Source organism: Gordonia sp. CPCC 206044, assembly GCF_048537895.1.
In the GTDB taxonomy this organism is placed as follows: domain Bacteria; phylum Actinomycetota; class Actinomycetes; order Mycobacteriales; family Mycobacteriaceae; genus Gordonia.
This window is the reverse complement of record NZ_JBCLVL010000001.1, coordinates 143,941-160,091: the sequence shown is the minus strand read 5'-3', so window position 1 is coordinate 160,091 and position 16,151 is coordinate 143,941. Positions and strand designations below refer to the sequence as shown.

The window sequence follows — 16,151 nt, the reverse complement described above, 5'->3', positions numbered from 1 at the left end:
GTCAGACGCGGCCGACGTAGGGAACGGTCAAGCACGACGGCGCTTTTCGGCCACCCACCAGACCGGCGACGGCGACGATCGCGATGACATACGGCAACATCACCAGCAACGCATACGGAACGTCCACACCCACTGCGGGCAGTGCGAACTGCAGCGCGCGGGCGATGCCGAAGAAGACAGTGGCGACGAGGATGCCGGTCACACGCCAGCGCCCCGCGATGACGGCCACGACGGCGAGGTAGCCCATCCCCGCCGTCATGTTCTCACTGAACGCACGAACTTCGGACAGCGCGAGTTGCGCTCCCGCGAGGCCGCCAGCGCCACCCGCGACCAGAACACCGAGGACACGAATCCTGTTGACCGACAAACCAGTCCACCCAGAGCTGACGGCATCCTCGCCGACGGCGTCACAGCGGATGCCGATCATCGTACGTCCGGAGAAGATCACGGCCAGGACGATGACGACGAGGATGCACAGGTAACCCAGGACAGTCTGACCGAACAGCGCCGGCCCGATGACAGGCATGTCGCTGAGCACCGGAACCCGTAGATCTCCGAATGCCGGTGCACCGTTGCCCTTGCCATCGGCCAACAGAATCCGCGCACCGAACGTGGTCAGACCGAGCGCGAGAGCGTTGGCCGCGATGCCGATGACGATCTGGTCGGCACGCAACCGCACGCACAGGAGGGCATTCATGGCGCCGAACACCAATCCGGCGAGCACACCGGCCACCACGCCGACGGCCGCGGACCCCGATTCGACGGCGGCGAGGACGCTCGCGAACGCACCGCAGAGCATCATGCCCTCCATGCTCAGGTTGAGCACACCGGCACGTTCACTGATCGATTCGCCGGTCGCCGCCAGCAGTAGCGGAATGGCGAAAGCGACTCCACTGGCGATGATCTCCGTGATCATCGACGTGCTCATGCCGACACCTCCTGGGCGGTCGGGCGCGGGTCGACCTGCGCCGTGGTTCTACGCGGCCGGGCGCGCGCCGTCGAGGCCCACCAGGCGGATCCGGCGATGAGGATGATCAGGATGCTCTGGACGACCGTGATGGTCGACGACGGGACGCCGGCCTCCAACTGGAGATTGATGCCGCCGGACACCAGGAAGCCGAACAGCAGCGAGACACCCGCAACCGCGGTCATCGAGCCACGTGCCAACAACCCGACGACGAGGCCGCTGAATCCGAAGCCGGACGTGAAACCATCGGCGAGCACGAATGGTGCCGTCGTGACGATCAGCCCACCGGCCAGACCCGCAAAGCCGCCCGCCGCCGAGAGACCGGCGAACATCGTCGAGCCGACCGGGGCACCCAGCCGCGCAGATGCCGTGGCAGACAACCCGACCGAACGGAGACGCACTCCCATCGCGCTGTGTCGCAAGATGATTCCCACGATGATCGCAGCGATGGCCGCGACCGCGATCGCGATGGTGGCGGGGCTCTTGTGAATGCCGAGCAACGGAAGGTGCGCGCCCGACGACAAGGTCTCGGACTGGGGCAAGGTCTCCGATGACGTCACGGGCTGCCGCAGCAGCCAGGTCTCGTGCACCATCAGGACCACCAGAGCCAGGCCGACGAAGTTCAGCAGCAGCGTGGTGATGATCTCGCTGGTGCCACGCCGAACTCGCAACCACGCGGCAATCGACGCCCACGCCGCACCGGCCAGGACCGCGGCGATCAGCGCGAGCGGTACGCCGAGCCAGACCGGCGCGGACTCCGGCAGTGACACCCCGACCGCCGTCGCGGCGACCCCGCCGAGGCAGAGTTGTCCCTCCCCACCGACATTCACCAACCCGGCCCGATAGGCGATCGTGAACCCGATCGCCACCAGCATCAGGACGGCGGCGTTGTTGAGAGACGTACCGAAGGCGAACGGTGAGCCGAGGGTGCCGTCCACGAGTGCGTCGACCACGGTGGCCGGGTCCGCACCGGCAGCAGCGGCCAAACCCAACCCGACCAACGCCGACACGATGAGCGCTCCGACCGCGATGACGATCGGATGCCTCGGGTTGAAGCCCGGCAGGCTGATCACCGGGGGCCGGTTGTCGTTCATGCGGTGACCCCTGTCAGAAGCGTTCCGATTTCTTGTGCGGCATCGGGTGATTCGGCATCGACGGAACCGACCAGGCTGCCTCGATACGCGACGACGATGCGGTCGCAGACGGCCAGGAGTTCGTCGATCTCGGTGGAGGTGATCAGTACGGCGGCCCCGTCGTCCGCGGCATCACGCAGCCGATCCAGGACGAAAGCGACCGCCCCGACGTCGAGTCCGCGCGTGGGTTGTGCCGCCACCACCACCTGCAGCCCAGGCGTCGACAGCTCTCGCGCCAGCACCACCTTCTGCTGATTTCCACCGGACAGCCGGCCCACCGGTGTGTCCGGACCAGGTGCCCGGATGGCATAGTCGGTGATCGCATCTGCGGCGTCCGACCGCATCCGGGACCGGTCGAGCAAACCCCAGCGCCGGTAGTCACGCAATCGCGGCAGGGTGAGGTTCTCCGCGAGAGACAGATCCCCGATCATCCCCTCGGCGTGCCGGTCCTCCGGGATGACGGCGAGACCACTCCGCGTGCGCCGCGCGGGCGAAGCCCGCGTGAGGTCCTCGCCTGCCACGATGATGCGCCCACTGTCGGGCCGGATGGCACCCGACAGGACGGCGGTCAGTTCGGACTGTCCGTTGCCCTCCACACCGGCGATGCCGACGATCTCTCCGCTGCGGACCGTGAGGTCGACACCCGCCAGCACTCGATGCCCGTCGTCGCGCGTGAGACCGATGTCGTCGATCTGCAGGCAGATCGGCCCCTCGATACGGGAGGTCGATCGCGGTGGCCGGGCGGACTCCATCGGAGCGCTGTCTCCGAGCATCATCTCGAGCAGCTCCGGAAGCGGCACCTGAGCCGGTGGACCCCCGCCGACCACCCGGCCGCCGCGCAGCACGGTGATGTCGTCGGCGGCCCGTGCGACCTCACCCAGTTTGTGAGTGATCAACACGACCGACCGCCCGTCATCGGTGAGCGCCGCGCATGTGTCCATCAGCGCATCGATCTCCGCCGGGTCGAGCACCGCGGTCGGTTCGTCCAGGAGGATGAGCCGCGGGTTGCGCAGGAGCGCCTTGACGATCTCCACGCGTTGCCGTGCACCGACACTCAGTTCACCGACCGTCGCCGACGTGTCGATCCGCAGTCCGAACGCATCGCCGATCCGGTCGAGCTCGGTCGCGAGAGTGCGCCGGGGCGGGCGGAACCCGCCCTGGCCGAGGAGCAGGTTGTCGGCAACCGTCATCGTCGGGATCAGGGAGAAATGCTGGTGCACCATCGCCACCCCGGACTGCAACGCATCGGCCGGGTCCCTCGGTCGATACTGCTGCCCGCCGAGGGTCATCGTCCCGACATCGGGCACCACGGTGCCGAATATGCTGTTGCACAACGTCGATTTGCCCGCACCGTTCTCACCCAGAATGCAGTGCACAGTCCGTGGCGCGACGGTGAGGTCCACGCCTTCGAGCGCACGAACCAAACCGAATGACTTGCCGATCCCCTCCAGGGTGAGCACCGCAGGCTCTGCGGCCCGCGTCTTCTCCACTGTGCTGGTCATGGTCTCGACCGTCAGTACGGTTGCACGGTACGGTCCGCGATGGCCGTCTTGGCCCGGTCCACCGCCGACGCGACGGCCGGATCGTCGGAGCACACCACGTAGTCGGTGCCACGTTTGTCGCTGGTCAAACCGAACGGGACCTGCTCTGCCTGCCACGTCCCGTCGAGGACCGAGTTCACAGCGTACTCGACCTCGGTGCCGATGTCGGTTCGCACGTATCCGCTGTACACCGTGTTGGCGCAGTCACCGGGAATCGGGCCGCCGCTCAACCGGTTTCCGGTCTCCTTCGCAGCCTGCTCCATCCCCTGTTTGCCGAGGTTCACGATCTGACTCAACACATCGGCGCCACTCGCATAGGCGGTCCCGGCCGCCTGCTTGGCCTTCGCGGGATCGTTGAAGTCTCCGACGTACTGCGGGGCGAGGACCTTGACGTCGGACTTGGTGAAGGTGGCACCGTTGGCGAAGGCCTTGGCCGAGTTGACGATCGCGGGAAGCTCGACGCCCCCGACGAACCCGACGACACCGGCCTTCGACGACGCCGCTGCGGCAGCACCGGCCACGAACTCGGCCTCGGCCTGCTGTGGGTCGTAGTAGGCCAGATTCGGCAGCGGTTCCGCATCGGCCGGTCCGCCGATCTCGACGAACTTCACCTCGGGGAACTGTGGCGCAACCTTCCGCAGGTCGGCGTCGGTCTGACCGCCGACCGCGATGACCAAGTCGTTCTCGGATGCGAAGCGCTGCAACGCCTGCTGGTAGTCGGCGGCGGCGACCTGTTCGACGTGGCTGGCGTCCACCTTGTCGCCGAGTGACTCCTTCACCCGGTTGTAGCCGGCGTAGGCCGATTGCATGAAGCCGGTGTCGTTGACGGATCCGGGCAGGAAGACGCCGACCGACAACGTGTCCCCGGCTCCCGGTCCATCACCATCCGACGATCCACATGCTGTCAGGCCGAAGGCAAGCGCCCCGGCCGCGATCACTGCGATGGGAAGAGTGCGTTTCATGGAGTCTCCTGATCCTGCGGCAACCCCTTAGCGGTATACCGTTACGGATCGAGAGTGGGCGCGGTTCATTGCCGTCTCGTTACGCGGCCGTAAGGGACCGGTTACTGGTATACCGCAAAGTCCCGGCGCGCTATGCTGACGGCGACCACGAGAAGGGGTGAGGCACCGTGACCACGGCCGACGACGGTTCCACGACGGGTACCGAGCCCCGGAAATCCCTGCGCGAGCACGCCTATGACGAGATCCGTGCGCGCATCGTCGGCCTCGACCTCGCCCCCGGGGACCGATTGATCGAGCGGGATCTCGCTGTCGAACTCGACGTCTCGCGTATCCCGCTACGCGAAGCACTGCAACAGTTACAGCAAGAGGGCCTCGTCGTGATGGTCCCACGACAGGGGGCCGTGGTCGCGCCGTTCACCGTGGACGACGTTCGGGATCTGTTCGATGTGCGCGAAAGCCTCGAGGTACTCGCCGCCCGTCTGGCGGCCGAGCGGGCAGACCGCGCAGGTCTCGAGGCCCTGGCCGCCGCGCTGGAGGTCGCCCGCACCGCAACCGCGCGCGACGACAAACCCGGGATCGCCGCAGCAAACGCCCGATTTCACACCATCATCGTCGACCTGGCCGCAAACCCATTGTTGGAGAACCTCTTACGCCCACTCGAGGCTCGTACGCAATGGTTGTTCCACCTGACCAAGAACCGTGATCCGGGTACCCAGTGCCGTGAGCACGAGGACCTGCTGGCGGCCATCACCGCACACGACGCCGAGCGCGCGGCGGAATCGGCGTTCCACCACGTGCACTCGGGTCGCGCGACGAGCCTGGCGATGGCCGCCGAATGGTCGGTCACCGATCTGGACCCCGTGGCTCTCACAAAGAGTCGACGGCGTTGACCTCCGCGGTGTCGGTCACAGCCGTCTCGCTCTCCGCGTCAACTCCCGTCGGCCGGACATCGGTGGCCGTCACCTCGTAGACACGGGCGGTGGCGATGTCGAAGAACAGACCCACGATCCGCAACTGCGACTCCGCCGCCGCGCGTCCCACCAGCGGATGCCTGCCCAGCACCTCGACCTGCTTGGCCACGTTCACGATGGCGAGCTGATCCACCTCGCTGAATCCCAGCGCCTGGGCCGCACGGCCTGCCGGGTGATCGAGCCGCAGCGCCACCAAGCTCGGCACCACATGACGGAGCCACTGATGGGTCGGGCTGTCGGGATCGGACGGGGCCGACTCCAGATCCAATGCCGCGCGCATCGCACCGCACGACGAATGCCCGCACACCACAACCGATGTCACCTCGAGCTCGTCGATCGCGAACTCGAGGGCCGCTTCCACGGAGAGATCCGCGGAGTCACCGGACGGGACCAGATTGCCGACGTTACGAACGGTGAACAGGTCGCCCGGCCCACTCGAGGTGATGACGTTGGGCAACAGGCGCGAGTCAGCACAGGTGAGGAAGACCGTATCCGGGTCCTGACGATCGACGACGTCGGACATCGTGGCCCGCAGCGCATCTGCGTGATCGCGGTGATAGTCACCGACGCCACCCATGATCGACCGCAGGGCCGCCGGCGTCGTGTCGGCGGGATTCTCCGCCTGGTTGCCTGCCCGAATCCGCCACGGTGTCAGTCCGGCGAAACCGGTGTGGTGGCGACGCGGCGGCCGGTGGTGCGCATCAGCCAGCCGGGCCTTGCCCTTCTCCACCAACAAGACGGTTCCACCCGATGCCTCGTGTGCGCGACGCCAGTCTCCGATCATCTCGGAAGCCGCGTGGTCGAGGAAGTCGGTGTCCAGGTCGAGCGTGACGTGCGCCCCGGACGGCACCGCGCCCAGTGCCTTGTTGAGCTTCGGCAACGACAGGAAGCTCAGCGAACCGCGGATCGAGACCAACCATTGCCGGGCACCCTCGGTGCCGAACGGCGCCGACACGAACTCCGCCCGCACCACGCGCCAGACCACGATGGCGACTGCGAGCGCGAGTCCGATACCGACACCCTCGAGCAGATTGAGGAACACCACACTCAGCACGGTCACCGCGTAGACCCACAGATCGCCTGTCCGCAGAGCGGTTTTCATGTGCGCGAGCTTGACGAGTTGGATGCCGATGACGATCAACAGGCCGGCGAGCGCAGCCGTGGGGATCTGTTCGACGAGTCCGGTGAGCACCACCGCGAAGAGCAACACCCACACGCCGTGCAGCACCGCGGAGGCACGTGTGCGCGCCCCGGTGGCGACGTTCGTCGAACTCCGCACGATCACACCGGTCACCGGCAGACCACCGAGCAGGCCCGAGGTCATGTTGGCGGTACCCTGCCCGAGGAGTTCACGATTGAAATCACTGCGCGGGCCCGAGTGCATCTTGTCGACGGCCACGGCGGACAGCAACGACTCCACACTGGCGATCAGCGCGACGGTGAGGACACCCAGAATCACTGCACCCCAGTTGCCGGTCGGCAACTCGGGAAGTGCGATCGCATCGAAGAAGTTGCCGTCCAAGCTGATTCGTTCCACATCGAGGCCGAGACCGATCGCCGCGACGGTGGCGACGACGATCGCCACGAGCGGCCCGGGGACCTTGCGGACGCGGGCGGGCATGGACGACCAACCCAGCATGATGACCACCACGAGCGCGCCGATCAGAGCGTCGGACCACCGCACGGATGCAATCTGGGAAGGCAGCGCCGTCACGTTCTCCCACGCGCTGCTCTCCGACTCACCGCCGAGGAGAACGTGAACCTGCTGCAACGCAATGGTGATGCCGATGCCCGCGAGCATGGCGTGAACCACCACCGGAGCAATCGCGAGCGCGGCACCGGCAATCCTGCTGAGCCCGAACACGATCTGCAGCACACCGGCTGCCACGGTGATGAAACATGTGACCTTCCAACCGAAGTTGGCCACCAACTCGGCCACCACTACCGTCAGCCCCGCGGCCGGTCCCGACACCTGGAGCGGACTACCGCCCACCAGGCCGGCGACGATGCCGCCCACCACGGCGGCGATGAGCCCCGCCATGACCGGAGCATCCGACGCTATGGCGATGCCCAAGGACAACGGTAGAGCCACCAGGAACACGACGAGTGATGCAGGAAGGTCATATCTGAGATTTGACCAGCGACTGTTTACGACTTCCCCCGAAGAATTTCGCATGGGCCCGAACGTACCGGCACTCGAGCCACCCCCGCCTCCGTCAGCGGCACCGACTTTCTGTGAAACCGGACATTACGGACACTCACTGTGACCTATTGCACCCGACCAAGTGACATCGAGATGAACTCTTCATGACCACAAGGGTTTTCGCGGCGGTTGTGGTCGCAGGACTCAGTTCGCCGTCGCCGACCCACTGTTCAGCACGGTGTCGAGCAGCTTGCCGCCGTACTCCACGATGAGGCCGGGACCCGTGTCCGGCAAGTTGTCCGGAAGCGGCACACCGACCTGACGGGATGCCGGGATCTTCGCCGTGCGGGTGGCCTCGAGGCGGATGCCCTTCTGCTGCTCACGCGCAAGCGGTTTCGCATACTTGGCGAGGCCTGTCTGCGTCGTCACCGCGCCGACCACCTTCAACCCGGTCGCCGCGAAATCGGCAGCAGCACGCCGGATGTGATTGGGTGAGGTCACCAGGATGATGTCCCGGACACCCTGTGACGCCAGGACCGCAGCGGTGTTCTGCGCATTGGCGGGCGTCGAACCCGACCGCCCCTCCTCGGTGATGCGCGATCCGTCCACCCCGTTCGAGATCAGCCACTTCCTCATCGCCGAGGCCTCGGTGACACCGGCCTTCGGCGCACCGCCGCTCACCACGATGGGCGCTGTCGAGGTCGCCTCGGCTTGCGCCTTGCCCGCCGTGACACGTCGCACGAGTTCCGGCGCCATCTTGCCGCCGGCGGTCAACCCGAAACCGAGAATGACGATGGCCACGCGCCCGGACACCATTTTCGGCGCAGGGTCCGGGACGATCTGGGCAGCGGCATCGACACCGTCGATGATGTTGCGCGCCGTGGCCGCCAGCCTCGGATTGACACCTCCTAGGCGTCGCAACGCAGCGGCACGGGTCGTCGCATCATCGAGCTGATCGGACCAGATCGCCTGCAGCGCAAGTGCTTCACCATCGACCGGCGAGAGTGTGAGCACTTGTTCGAGAGCGTCTAGGCCACCCGGGATGTCGCCTGCCGCGAACTTCTGCTGGGCCGAGTTGTACAGGCTCACAGGGTCGGTGGAGGTTGCGAGGTTTCGTACGCCCACACCGTCGACTCGGTCGACGGGCATGGTGCCGGCGATCAGGCCGCCGACGGCGGCGCTCGCCACGATCGCCATCGTCGCCGCCTTCATGCGGTTTACTTTTGCCACACGAGTCACTCAGGTAACAGTAAGGTGCCATGCTCACGCGGACGCACCCTTCTGATCCCAAGTCGGTAACGGCGCGCACGGGACTTCCCTGCCCACAAGACTTCCCCTCACTCCGGAGATCATCGGAGTGAAGGGAGTCCGGCGTCGAGGCTGGGCTCAACGACGCAGCCCGGCCACCTTGAGCAGTTCCGGACGCCGCAGCACGAGCCCGATCCAGAGCAGCACGCCGAGGTAGACCGCGAACAACGTCGTGCTGAACACCGGCGACTCGATGCGCATGTTGGCGGTGACGGCGCCACCCAGATACGCGGTGATCCCCACGGCGCCGAGCACCGCGGTGCGCGGAATCGCGTACACAACCAGGCACACCAACAGCACCACGCCCATCACATAGGCCTGGTCGATCGGAAAGCCCAGATCTCTCGTACCCTCGATGACGGCGTCGGGACGGGTCAGTTTTCCGATCACATCGAAGACGAGAAACGCCCCGATGAGCACGCTGATGACGATTCCCGTTGTGCGACGCCAGTTCCGAATCCCGATCGTGGCGCTCTGTCGGTCGTCGGCGAGTGTTGCGGTCATGATGTCCTCCGGTGTGTGGCGAATGGTTCTGCCGGGACAGACATCGGGTGGCCGAGAAACTCATCGCGCTCCGATCCGCAGAGACAGATCTGCCCCCGGTCCCGCACAGCGTTTTCGGCGCTTTCTGGGGCCCGGGGGCAGATTCGTCGGAACCGTACGGTTACAGCGCCTTGAGTTCTTCGACCACGCTGTCGACCGACTTCTTCGCGTCGCCGAACAGCATCGAGGTCTGATCGGCGAAGAACAGCGGGTTCTCGATACCGGCGTAGCCCGAACTCATCGACCGCTTGAGCACGATCACGCTCCGCGCCTCATCGACGTTGAGGATGGGCATACCGTGGATCGGTGAACTCGGATCGTTGCGAGCCGCCGGGTTGGTCACGTCGTTGGCGCCGATCACGATCGCGACATCGGTGCGATTGAACTCGCCGTTGATGTCGTCCATCTCCTTCATCGCGTCATAGGCCACATCGGCCTCGGCCAACAACACGTTCATGTGTCCGGGCATCCGGCCGGCAACCGGATGGATGGCGTACTTGACCTCGACGCCCTTGTCCTCGAGCAACGCCGCCATCTCCTTGACCGCATGCTGGGCCTGGGCCACGGCCAGACCGTAACCGGGAACCACGATCACCTGATTGGCATACGCCATCTGGATCGCAGCGTCGGCGGCCGAGGTCGCCTTGACCGTGCCACCGCCGGCACCCACAGCTCCGGCACCGGCGTCGTCACCACCACCGAAGGACCCGAACACGATCGCCGGGATGGATCGATTCATCGCCTTGGCCATCAAGTTGGTCAAGATCGAACCCGACGCGCCCACGATCATGCCCGCCACGATCATCGCCTGATTGTTCAGCGCCAGACCCGCAGCTGCAGCCGACAGACCGGTCAACGCATTGAGCAACGAGATGACCACCGGCATGTCCGCCCCACCGATCGGGAACACCACGAACAGGCCCATCACACCGGCCACCACGAGCAGCAGCACGATCCAGAACCACGGAGTCGCATCCGCGGAATCCGCCGACAACCCGATGTAGACCGCGATGGCGATCGCCGCGATCGCGAGCACGATGTTGGCGAACTGGAAACCCTTGGCCGCAGCCACCAACTTCTTCTCGAGGTCCTTGTTCAGCAGTTCCTGCAACTTGGCGAACGCGACCAACGAACCCCAGAACGACACCGATCCGACGATCGCCGCGAACAACGACCCGACTATCACATGCACATCGGGGGTCTCGGCAACCGCGGTGAACCCATCGGACTCGATGAACTCCGCCCACGCGATCAGCGCCACGGTGCCGCCACCGACACCGTTGAACAACGCCACCAACTGCGGCATCGCCGTCATCTTGGTCTTCAGCGCCGGCGGAATACCCAGCGCCACACCAACAGCCAGACCCACCACGATCAACACCCAGTTGATCGACGGCACCCCGGCGTCACCGGCATTGTTGTAAACACCCAGCAGCGTCGCGATCACCGCGATACCCATACCGGTCGCAGCGATCCAGTTGCCCCGCACCGCGGTCTTCGGCCCGGTCAATCCCATCAGACCGTAGATGAACAACGAGAACGCCACGATGTACAGGACGGTCACCCCGTACCCGAGACCTTCAGACACCTGACCCGAGGACTCTGCAGCCACATTCCACACAGCGGCGCTCACTTGGCGGACTCCTTCTTACCCTTGAACATTCCCAACATGCGATCGGTCACCAAGAATCCACCCACCACGTTGAGCGTTCCGAACACCAATGCCACCAACCCGATGATCCGCACACCCCACGACGCATCCGAGGGCAACGAACCCAATACCACCAACGCGCCGAGCACCACGATGCCGTGAATGGCATTGGTGCCCGACATCAACGGCGTGTGCAACGTGTTGGGCACCTTGGAGATCACCGCGAAACCCACGAACCCGGCCAACACCAGGATCGCGACGTTCGCCAACAATTCGTTGTACATCAGGCCTTCGCCTCCTCGGTGACACGAGTGACACACGCAGCCGCGATGACCTCGTCATCGAAATCCGGTGCAAACCCGCCATTGTCGTCGAGCATCAACTCGATCAGCGCCAACAGATTCTTCGAATACAACTCACTGGCATGCTCAGGCATCGTCGCAGGCAGATTCAACGGAGACGCGATCGTCACATCATGTTTGACCACGGTCTGCCCCGGCTCGGTCAACTCGCAGTTACCACCGGTCTCGCCGGCCAGATCCACCACGACACTGCCGGCCTTCATACCCTCCACCGCGGCCGCGGTCACCAACCGCGGCGCAGGACGGCCCGGCACCAACGCCGTGGTGATCACCACGTCGAAACCCTTGATCGCATCCTCGAGCGCCTGCTGCTGACGCGCCCGCTCGTCATCGGTGAGCTCACGCGCATAACCGCCCTCACCCGCAGCATCGATACCCAGGTCCAACCACTGGGCACCCACCGACCGCACCTGCTCGGCCACCTCGGGCCGCACGTCGTAACCCGTCGTGCGTCCACCGAGACGCTTCGCGGTTGCCAACGCCTGCAAACCCGCCACACCGACTCCGAGCACCAACACCGTCGCCGGCTTCACCGTGCCCGCAGCAGTGGTCATCATCGGGAAATACCGCGTCGACAGATCCGCGGCCACGATCACCGACTTGTAGCCCGACACGTTGGCCTGAGAACTCAACGCATCCATCACCTGGGCACGAGAAATACGCGGGATCGCCTCCACCGCGTACGCCTCGACACCCGCGGCTTTGAGCGCACCGATCTTGTTGTCGGCATTACGCGGCGCCAAGAACCCGATCAACCGCTGACCATCACGCAGCTTGCCGATGTCCGCATCACTCGGCGGCGCGACCCGCACCACCACATCAGCCGAATACGGATCACCGATCGACGCACCCGCATCCACATACAGGTCATCGGGGATCAATGCCCCCACACCGGCACCCGACTCCACGATCACCGGGACACCCTTGCCCACCAACGAACCAACCACCTTGGGAACCAACGCCACCCGGCGTTCGTCGGCAGCCGACTCGCGCACGACACCCACGCTCATAGTTCTCACCTTGTCTGATTTCACGGCACACCGGACGCCCCCGCGATCGCTGCACACGTCCCGGTCATCACAGGTCGAATCGACCCGGGGAGCAGTGCATTGTCGCCCGGCTCACAAAAACGTGCGACGAACATAGCATGACCTCACCAACCTGGAGCGATGCAGTCAGATTGGTCACTCAGCCCTTGACGGAACATGTTCTACCACAAATGGACAGTTGTCTAGTCTCTTGTCCAGATACGCTGGTCGTCACTGGTCCGCCGAGGAGGTGTCCCCGTTCGCTTCGCCGTTTCCCGTGTCTGCGCCATCGCCCGCGTCGTCACCGGTAGCCGAGTCCGACGTGCCCGACGAATCGGTCGACGACCGAGTCTCGTGAACCGATGCGTGGTCCTCCGCTCCGGCACCTTCCGTCACCGTCTCGTCGGCCCCTCCCGATGTGGTCGGCTCGGCGCGCGGCGTCGTCGTCGACGACGCATCGTCAGCGTCCTCCGGAGTCGGTTCGCCGCCCGGAGTCGGTTCAGCACTCGGGGTCGATCCAGCACTGGGGGTCAATTCAGTACTGGGGGTCGATTCAGTACTGGGGGTCGATTCGGTACCGGGGGTCGATCCGGTGGTCGGGGTACCCGACGACGCGTCCATGCGGGCGTCGGCATCGTCGCTCGAGGAGATCAGCTCGTCCAACCGTGCAGCCGCGTTCGCGAGCGGCGAGGTGCCTTCCGAATCCGCCGACTCCGGATTCGGCGGCTCGGACTCGGCGTTCGGCGAGTTCTCATCGTCGGTCGTTCCCACCGACGAGCGGAGTCCGTCCAACAGATCGAAGAAGTCCATCGTCAGCCGCACCGATGTGGCACGGTCGGTGCGCTTGTCCAGAACGTCGGGGTCGGTGGCGGGAACGGTCATGCCGAGCACATCGAAGATCTGCTGCTGCAACTCGCGCGGCGTCGGGACCCCGATTCCCGCGACGGTGCTCCGCTTACCGGGCATCGGCACCGGGACGAGTCGGTCGAGCACGTCGTCGACCTCGTCGGGTACCGGAACCCCCAACGCGCGCAGCGCAACTCCCCACGGATTGCCTCCGTCGAGCACCACGTAGGTGGTGTTGCCCTCGTCCCACGTGTCTGCCACGGCGAACTGGTTGACCCGATCGCCGAGAACCGCATGGATGATGCTGCCGGGCACGATGTAGAAGACGGTCTCGAACGGGTGGATCAGCGGATTACCCAGACCGCACACGTAATCGCCGCGCACACAGTACGAGATGATCTCGATGTCGCCGGTGTGGGCGGGATCTCGCTGACCATTGGTGTAGAGACCGCTGATGAAGCTCGGCACCACGGTCTCGATGCCGGTGTTGGGAAAGCGTGTGTCCCCGCCGATCACGACCATCACGTTCTCGTCTGGAATGGCATCCGGATCTCCGGCGGCATATTCCTTGTGCAGCTGATAGGCGATGTTCATCGCCACCGGACCGCTCTGCGAATAGCCGTTGATGAGGATCGTTCCCTCGTGACCGCGGGCATCCCACGCTTCGTGCGCGTCGGCGAGCCCGATCTCGGAGCCGGCCCGGACCGAGTCGTTGTAGGTGGTGCCCGTGTTGTTCGCCGACACGACGCGACCGAACAGGTCGAACCCGATTGCCGCCGGATAGGAGACCAGGTGCATGGTCGGGCCGAACGAGTCGCCGGTGGTCGGGTCGTCGTAGAAACCGATCCCGGCGGTGCGCCAGTCCTGGCCGACACCGTCACGATCTCCGCTGCCCGGCACGAGGATCACGGTGGTGTCCGCACCGAGGCCGGCCGGAAGCCACGCCGGCTTGGCACGCACGGGTACGGGCGCCCAGGTGAGCGGGTCGCCGAGATCGATCGACGATGCGGCCGCCGACGCCGGGTCGGCGACGACCGGCGCGAAGCGTGCGGCGTGACCGGTCGGTGGCGACACGATCAGCGAGATCGCGCCGACAATGATGAGCGGCAACAGGATTCGACGCACTTCGAACCTCATTCCTCCGGACGATGGGCAGAGCTGACGGATTGCTTCGTGATCAGTCCGAGGACCCGGTGGACGACGGGCCCGGCGATGACTCGGTGGTCGAAGAGATGGGATCCGGGCTGTCGTGATCGACTGCCTCGACATCGGTGTCGGGGCTGTCGCTGTTACCGGGGCGATGGCTGTCGGCGCCGTCGGACTCATCGGACGATCCGGGATCGATCGCCCCACCGGTGATGATCGACCGCTCACCGCTGCCGAAGCCGGCGTCGTCGGAGCCGTTCCCCGTCGGGTCGGACACCACCGGTGGACCCGACGGTACGCCCGATTCGTCCGGGGCGGTGGCGATTCCGACCATGGACCGTTCGGTCTTCGTCGGCGCCGAGAACACCTCGGATGCCGTCGACGAATCATCGGCAGTGGTGTCGCCGGTCAACGCATCCCGGATCTCGCCGTTCACATCCGGATCGGTGACCGGGACGGTACGGCCGAGCCTCTCGTAGACGAACTCCTGGAGTTCCCGAGGTGTCGGGACGGCGTGACCCGCTCGTGTCGCCTGCTCACCCGGCATCGGTACGCGTACCACCGCACCGATGACGTCGTCGATCTCGCGGGGCACCGGAATGCCCACGTCTCGCAGCATCATGCCCCACGGATTGCCACCGTCGTAGACGATGTAGGTGGTGCTGCCGTCGGTCCACGTGTCGGCGACCTCGTATTCGTTGATCCGGTGGTTCAAGAAGGCGTGCACGTAGAAACCAGGGATCAGGTAGAAGAACGTCGACACGGGATCAGCGAACGGATTTCCGACCCCGCAGGTGGCGTCGCCCCGGACGCAATACGACCGGATCTCGATGTCACCGGTAGCACGGGTGTCTCGGTCGCCGTTGGTGTACAGACCGGGCAGAAAACTCGGGACCACGTTCTCCACACCGGTGTTCGGAAATCGCGAGTCGGCCCCCACCACCACGATCAGCCGTCCGCCCTCGGGTATCGAATCCCGTTGCAGCAGCATGTAAGCCACGTTCATCGCGACCGGTGAGCTCTGGCTGTAGCCGTTCACAACGACCGTGGTGTCCGGACGGTCGGCGAAGGCGGCTTCTGCCGCGGCGACGCCCTTGGCCGTGCCGATCCGCACCGATTCGTTGAATGTGCCCGTCCCTGCGAGACCTATCGGGATGCCGCCGATGGTGAACCCGAATGCGGCCGGGTAGTTCACCACCTGCACCGACGGGCGCTGTGTCGGCTCCACGCCGAACAGTCCGATGGCGCGAGTACGTTCGAGCTGGTCGGCGCCGTCGTAGTCCGTCGTACCGGGCACCAGCACCACGGTGTCGTCGGGACCCAGGGGCGGCATCCACGCAGGCTTGGCGACGATCACCGGATCGGACAGCTCGGCGGCCACCGGTTCGCGGGCAGCGGGCACGGTGAACGGACCGATGGTGAGAGCACCGGCCGACCCGGGCTGATGACCCGATTGGAGGAATGCGCCGACGGTCAGAAAAACCGTCAGCGCCAGCAGGATCCGGCGCACTGTCTCCTCGTTTCCCCTGAGTGTGCCGATGAGTGAGCAG

13 protein-coding genes are annotated in these 16,151 nt (G+C 65.5%); 1 reads left to right on the top strand and 12 read right to left on the bottom strand.

Annotation, left to right across the window (positions count from 1 at the left end; translation table 11 throughout):
• Window position 1: 1 nt before the first annotated feature.
• Genes AAFP35_RS00785 through AAFP35_RS00770 form a run of 4 tightly spaced genes read right to left on the bottom strand, consistent with a single transcriptional unit; the run spans window position 2 to window position 4,603 of the window.
• A complete protein-coding gene (locus AAFP35_RS00785) occupies window positions 2-928 on the bottom strand; it encodes an ABC transporter permease (RefSeq protein ID WP_419219609.1) in 927 nt (308 codons plus the stop codon).
• Window positions 925-2,061, bottom strand: coding sequence for an ABC transporter permease (locus AAFP35_RS00780; RefSeq protein WP_419219608.1), 1,137 nt, complete (start codon window positions 2,059-2,061; stop codon window positions 925-927). Before AAFP35_RS00780 ends, AAFP35_RS00785 begins: the two co-directional genes overlap by 4 nt.
• Window positions 2,058-3,602 (bottom strand): ABC transporter ATP-binding protein, encoded by a 1,545-nt coding sequence (locus tag AAFP35_RS00775; protein WP_419219607.1) that lies wholly within the window; start codon window positions 3,600-3,602, stop codon window positions 2,058-2,060. Before AAFP35_RS00775 ends, AAFP35_RS00780 begins: the two co-directional genes overlap by 4 nt.
• An 11-nt stretch (window positions 3,603-3,613) precedes the next feature.
• Window positions 3,614-4,603 (bottom strand): BMP family ABC transporter substrate-binding protein, encoded by a 990-nt coding sequence (locus AAFP35_RS00770; RefSeq protein WP_419219606.1) that lies wholly within the window; start codon window positions 4,601-4,603, stop codon window positions 3,614-3,616.
• A gap of 167 nt (window positions 4,604-4,770) precedes the next feature.
• On the opposite strand from AAFP35_RS00770, the gene AAFP35_RS00765 reads away from it, so the two are divergent.
• The gene (locus AAFP35_RS00765) at window positions 4,771-5,493 is read left to right on the top strand and encodes a GntR family transcriptional regulator (RefSeq protein WP_419219605.1); all 723 of its coding nucleotides are present in this window, start codon (window positions 4,771-4,773) and stop codon (window positions 5,491-5,493) included.
• On the opposite strand, the gene AAFP35_RS00760 is transcribed toward AAFP35_RS00765, so the two are convergent.
• The 8 genes from AAFP35_RS00760 to AAFP35_RS00725 all read right to left on the bottom strand — a co-directional run bounded on the left by AAFP35_RS00760 (window position 5,471) and on the right by AAFP35_RS00725 (window position 16,111).
• The gene (locus AAFP35_RS00760; RefSeq protein ID WP_419219604.1) at window positions 5,471-7,750 is read right to left on the bottom strand and encodes a solute carrier family 23 protein; all 2,280 of its coding nucleotides are present in this window, start codon (window positions 7,748-7,750) and stop codon (window positions 5,471-5,473) included. The genes AAFP35_RS00765 and AAFP35_RS00760 overlap by 23 nt on opposite strands.
• A gap of 171 nt (window positions 7,751-7,921) precedes the next feature.
• Window positions 7,922-8,929 (bottom strand): YdcF family protein, encoded by a 1,008-nt coding sequence (locus AAFP35_RS00755; protein ID WP_419219603.1) that lies wholly within the window; start codon window positions 8,927-8,929, stop codon window positions 7,922-7,924.
• Window positions 8,930-9,103: 174 nt separating this feature from the next.
• A complete protein-coding gene (locus AAFP35_RS00750; RefSeq protein WP_419219602.1) occupies window positions 9,104-9,529 on the bottom strand; it encodes a DoxX family protein in 426 nt (141 codons plus the stop codon).
• Window positions 9,530-9,689: 160 nt separating this feature from the next.
• Complete coding sequence (locus tag AAFP35_RS00745; protein ID WP_419219601.1) at window positions 9,690-11,201, bottom strand: NAD(P)(+) transhydrogenase (Re/Si-specific) subunit beta; 1,512 nt, start codon at window positions 11,199-11,201, stop codon at window positions 9,690-9,692.
• Entirely contained in the window at window positions 11,198-11,503 is a 306-nt protein-coding gene (locus AAFP35_RS00740) for an NAD(P) transhydrogenase subunit alpha (protein ID WP_419219600.1), read from the bottom strand. Before AAFP35_RS00740 ends, AAFP35_RS00745 begins: the two co-directional genes overlap by 4 nt.
• Window positions 11,503-12,591 carry an NAD(P) transhydrogenase subunit alpha gene (locus AAFP35_RS00735; RefSeq protein ID WP_419219599.1) on the bottom strand — a complete coding sequence of 363 codons (1,089 nt, stop codon included), beginning with the start codon at window positions 12,589-12,591 and terminating at the stop codon, window positions 11,503-11,505. The genes AAFP35_RS00740 and AAFP35_RS00735 overlap by 1 nt, the downstream gene beginning before the upstream one ends.
• Window positions 12,592-12,840: 249 nt before the next feature.
• Window positions 12,841-14,592, bottom strand: a complete 1,752-nt coding sequence (locus AAFP35_RS00730) for a hypothetical protein (RefSeq protein ID WP_419219598.1) — start codon at window positions 14,590-14,592, stop codon at window positions 12,841-12,843.
• 40 nt (window positions 14,593-14,632) lie between these two features.
• Window positions 14,633-16,111 (bottom strand): cutinase family protein, encoded by a 1,479-nt coding sequence (locus AAFP35_RS00725; RefSeq protein WP_419219597.1) that lies wholly within the window; start codon window positions 16,109-16,111, stop codon window positions 14,633-14,635.
• Between the last annotated feature and the right edge of the window lie 40 nt (window positions 16,112-16,151).

Coding starts and splice junctions, on each gene's coding strand:
- AAFP35_RS00785 (WP_419219609.1), bottom strand. CDS start 928: ATGAGCACGTCGATGATCACGGAGATCATCGCCAGTGGAGTCGCTTTC.
- AAFP35_RS00780 (WP_419219608.1), bottom strand. CDS start 2,061: ATGAACGACAACCGGCCCCCGGTGATCAGCCTGCCGGGCTTCAACCCG.
- AAFP35_RS00775 (WP_419219607.1), bottom strand. CDS start 3,602: ATGACCAGCACAGTGGAGAAGACGCGGGCCGCAGAGCCTGCGGTGCTC.
- AAFP35_RS00770 (WP_419219606.1), bottom strand. CDS start 4,603: ATGAAACGCACTCTTCCCATCGCAGTGATCGCGGCCGGGGCGCTTGCC.
- AAFP35_RS00760 (WP_419219604.1), bottom strand. CDS start 7,750: ATGCGAAATTCTTCGGGGGAAGTCGTAAACAGTCGCTGGTCAAATCTC.
- AAFP35_RS00755 (WP_419219603.1), bottom strand. CDS start 8,929: ATGAAGGCGGCGACGATGGCGATCGTGGCGAGCGCCGCCGTCGGCGGC.
- AAFP35_RS00750 (WP_419219602.1), bottom strand. CDS start 9,529: ATGACCGCAACACTCGCCGACGACCGACAGAGCGCCACGATCGGGATT.
- AAFP35_RS00740 (WP_419219600.1), bottom strand. CDS start 11,503: ATGTACAACGAATTGTTGGCGAACGTCGCGATCCTGGTGTTGGCCGGG.
- AAFP35_RS00735 (WP_419219599.1), bottom strand. CDS start 12,591: ATGAGCGTGGGTGTCGTGCGCGAGTCGGCTGCCGACGAACGCCGGGTG.
- AAFP35_RS00730 (WP_419219598.1), bottom strand. CDS start 14,592: ATGAGGTTCGAAGTGCGTCGAATCCTGTTGCCGCTCATCATTGTCGGC.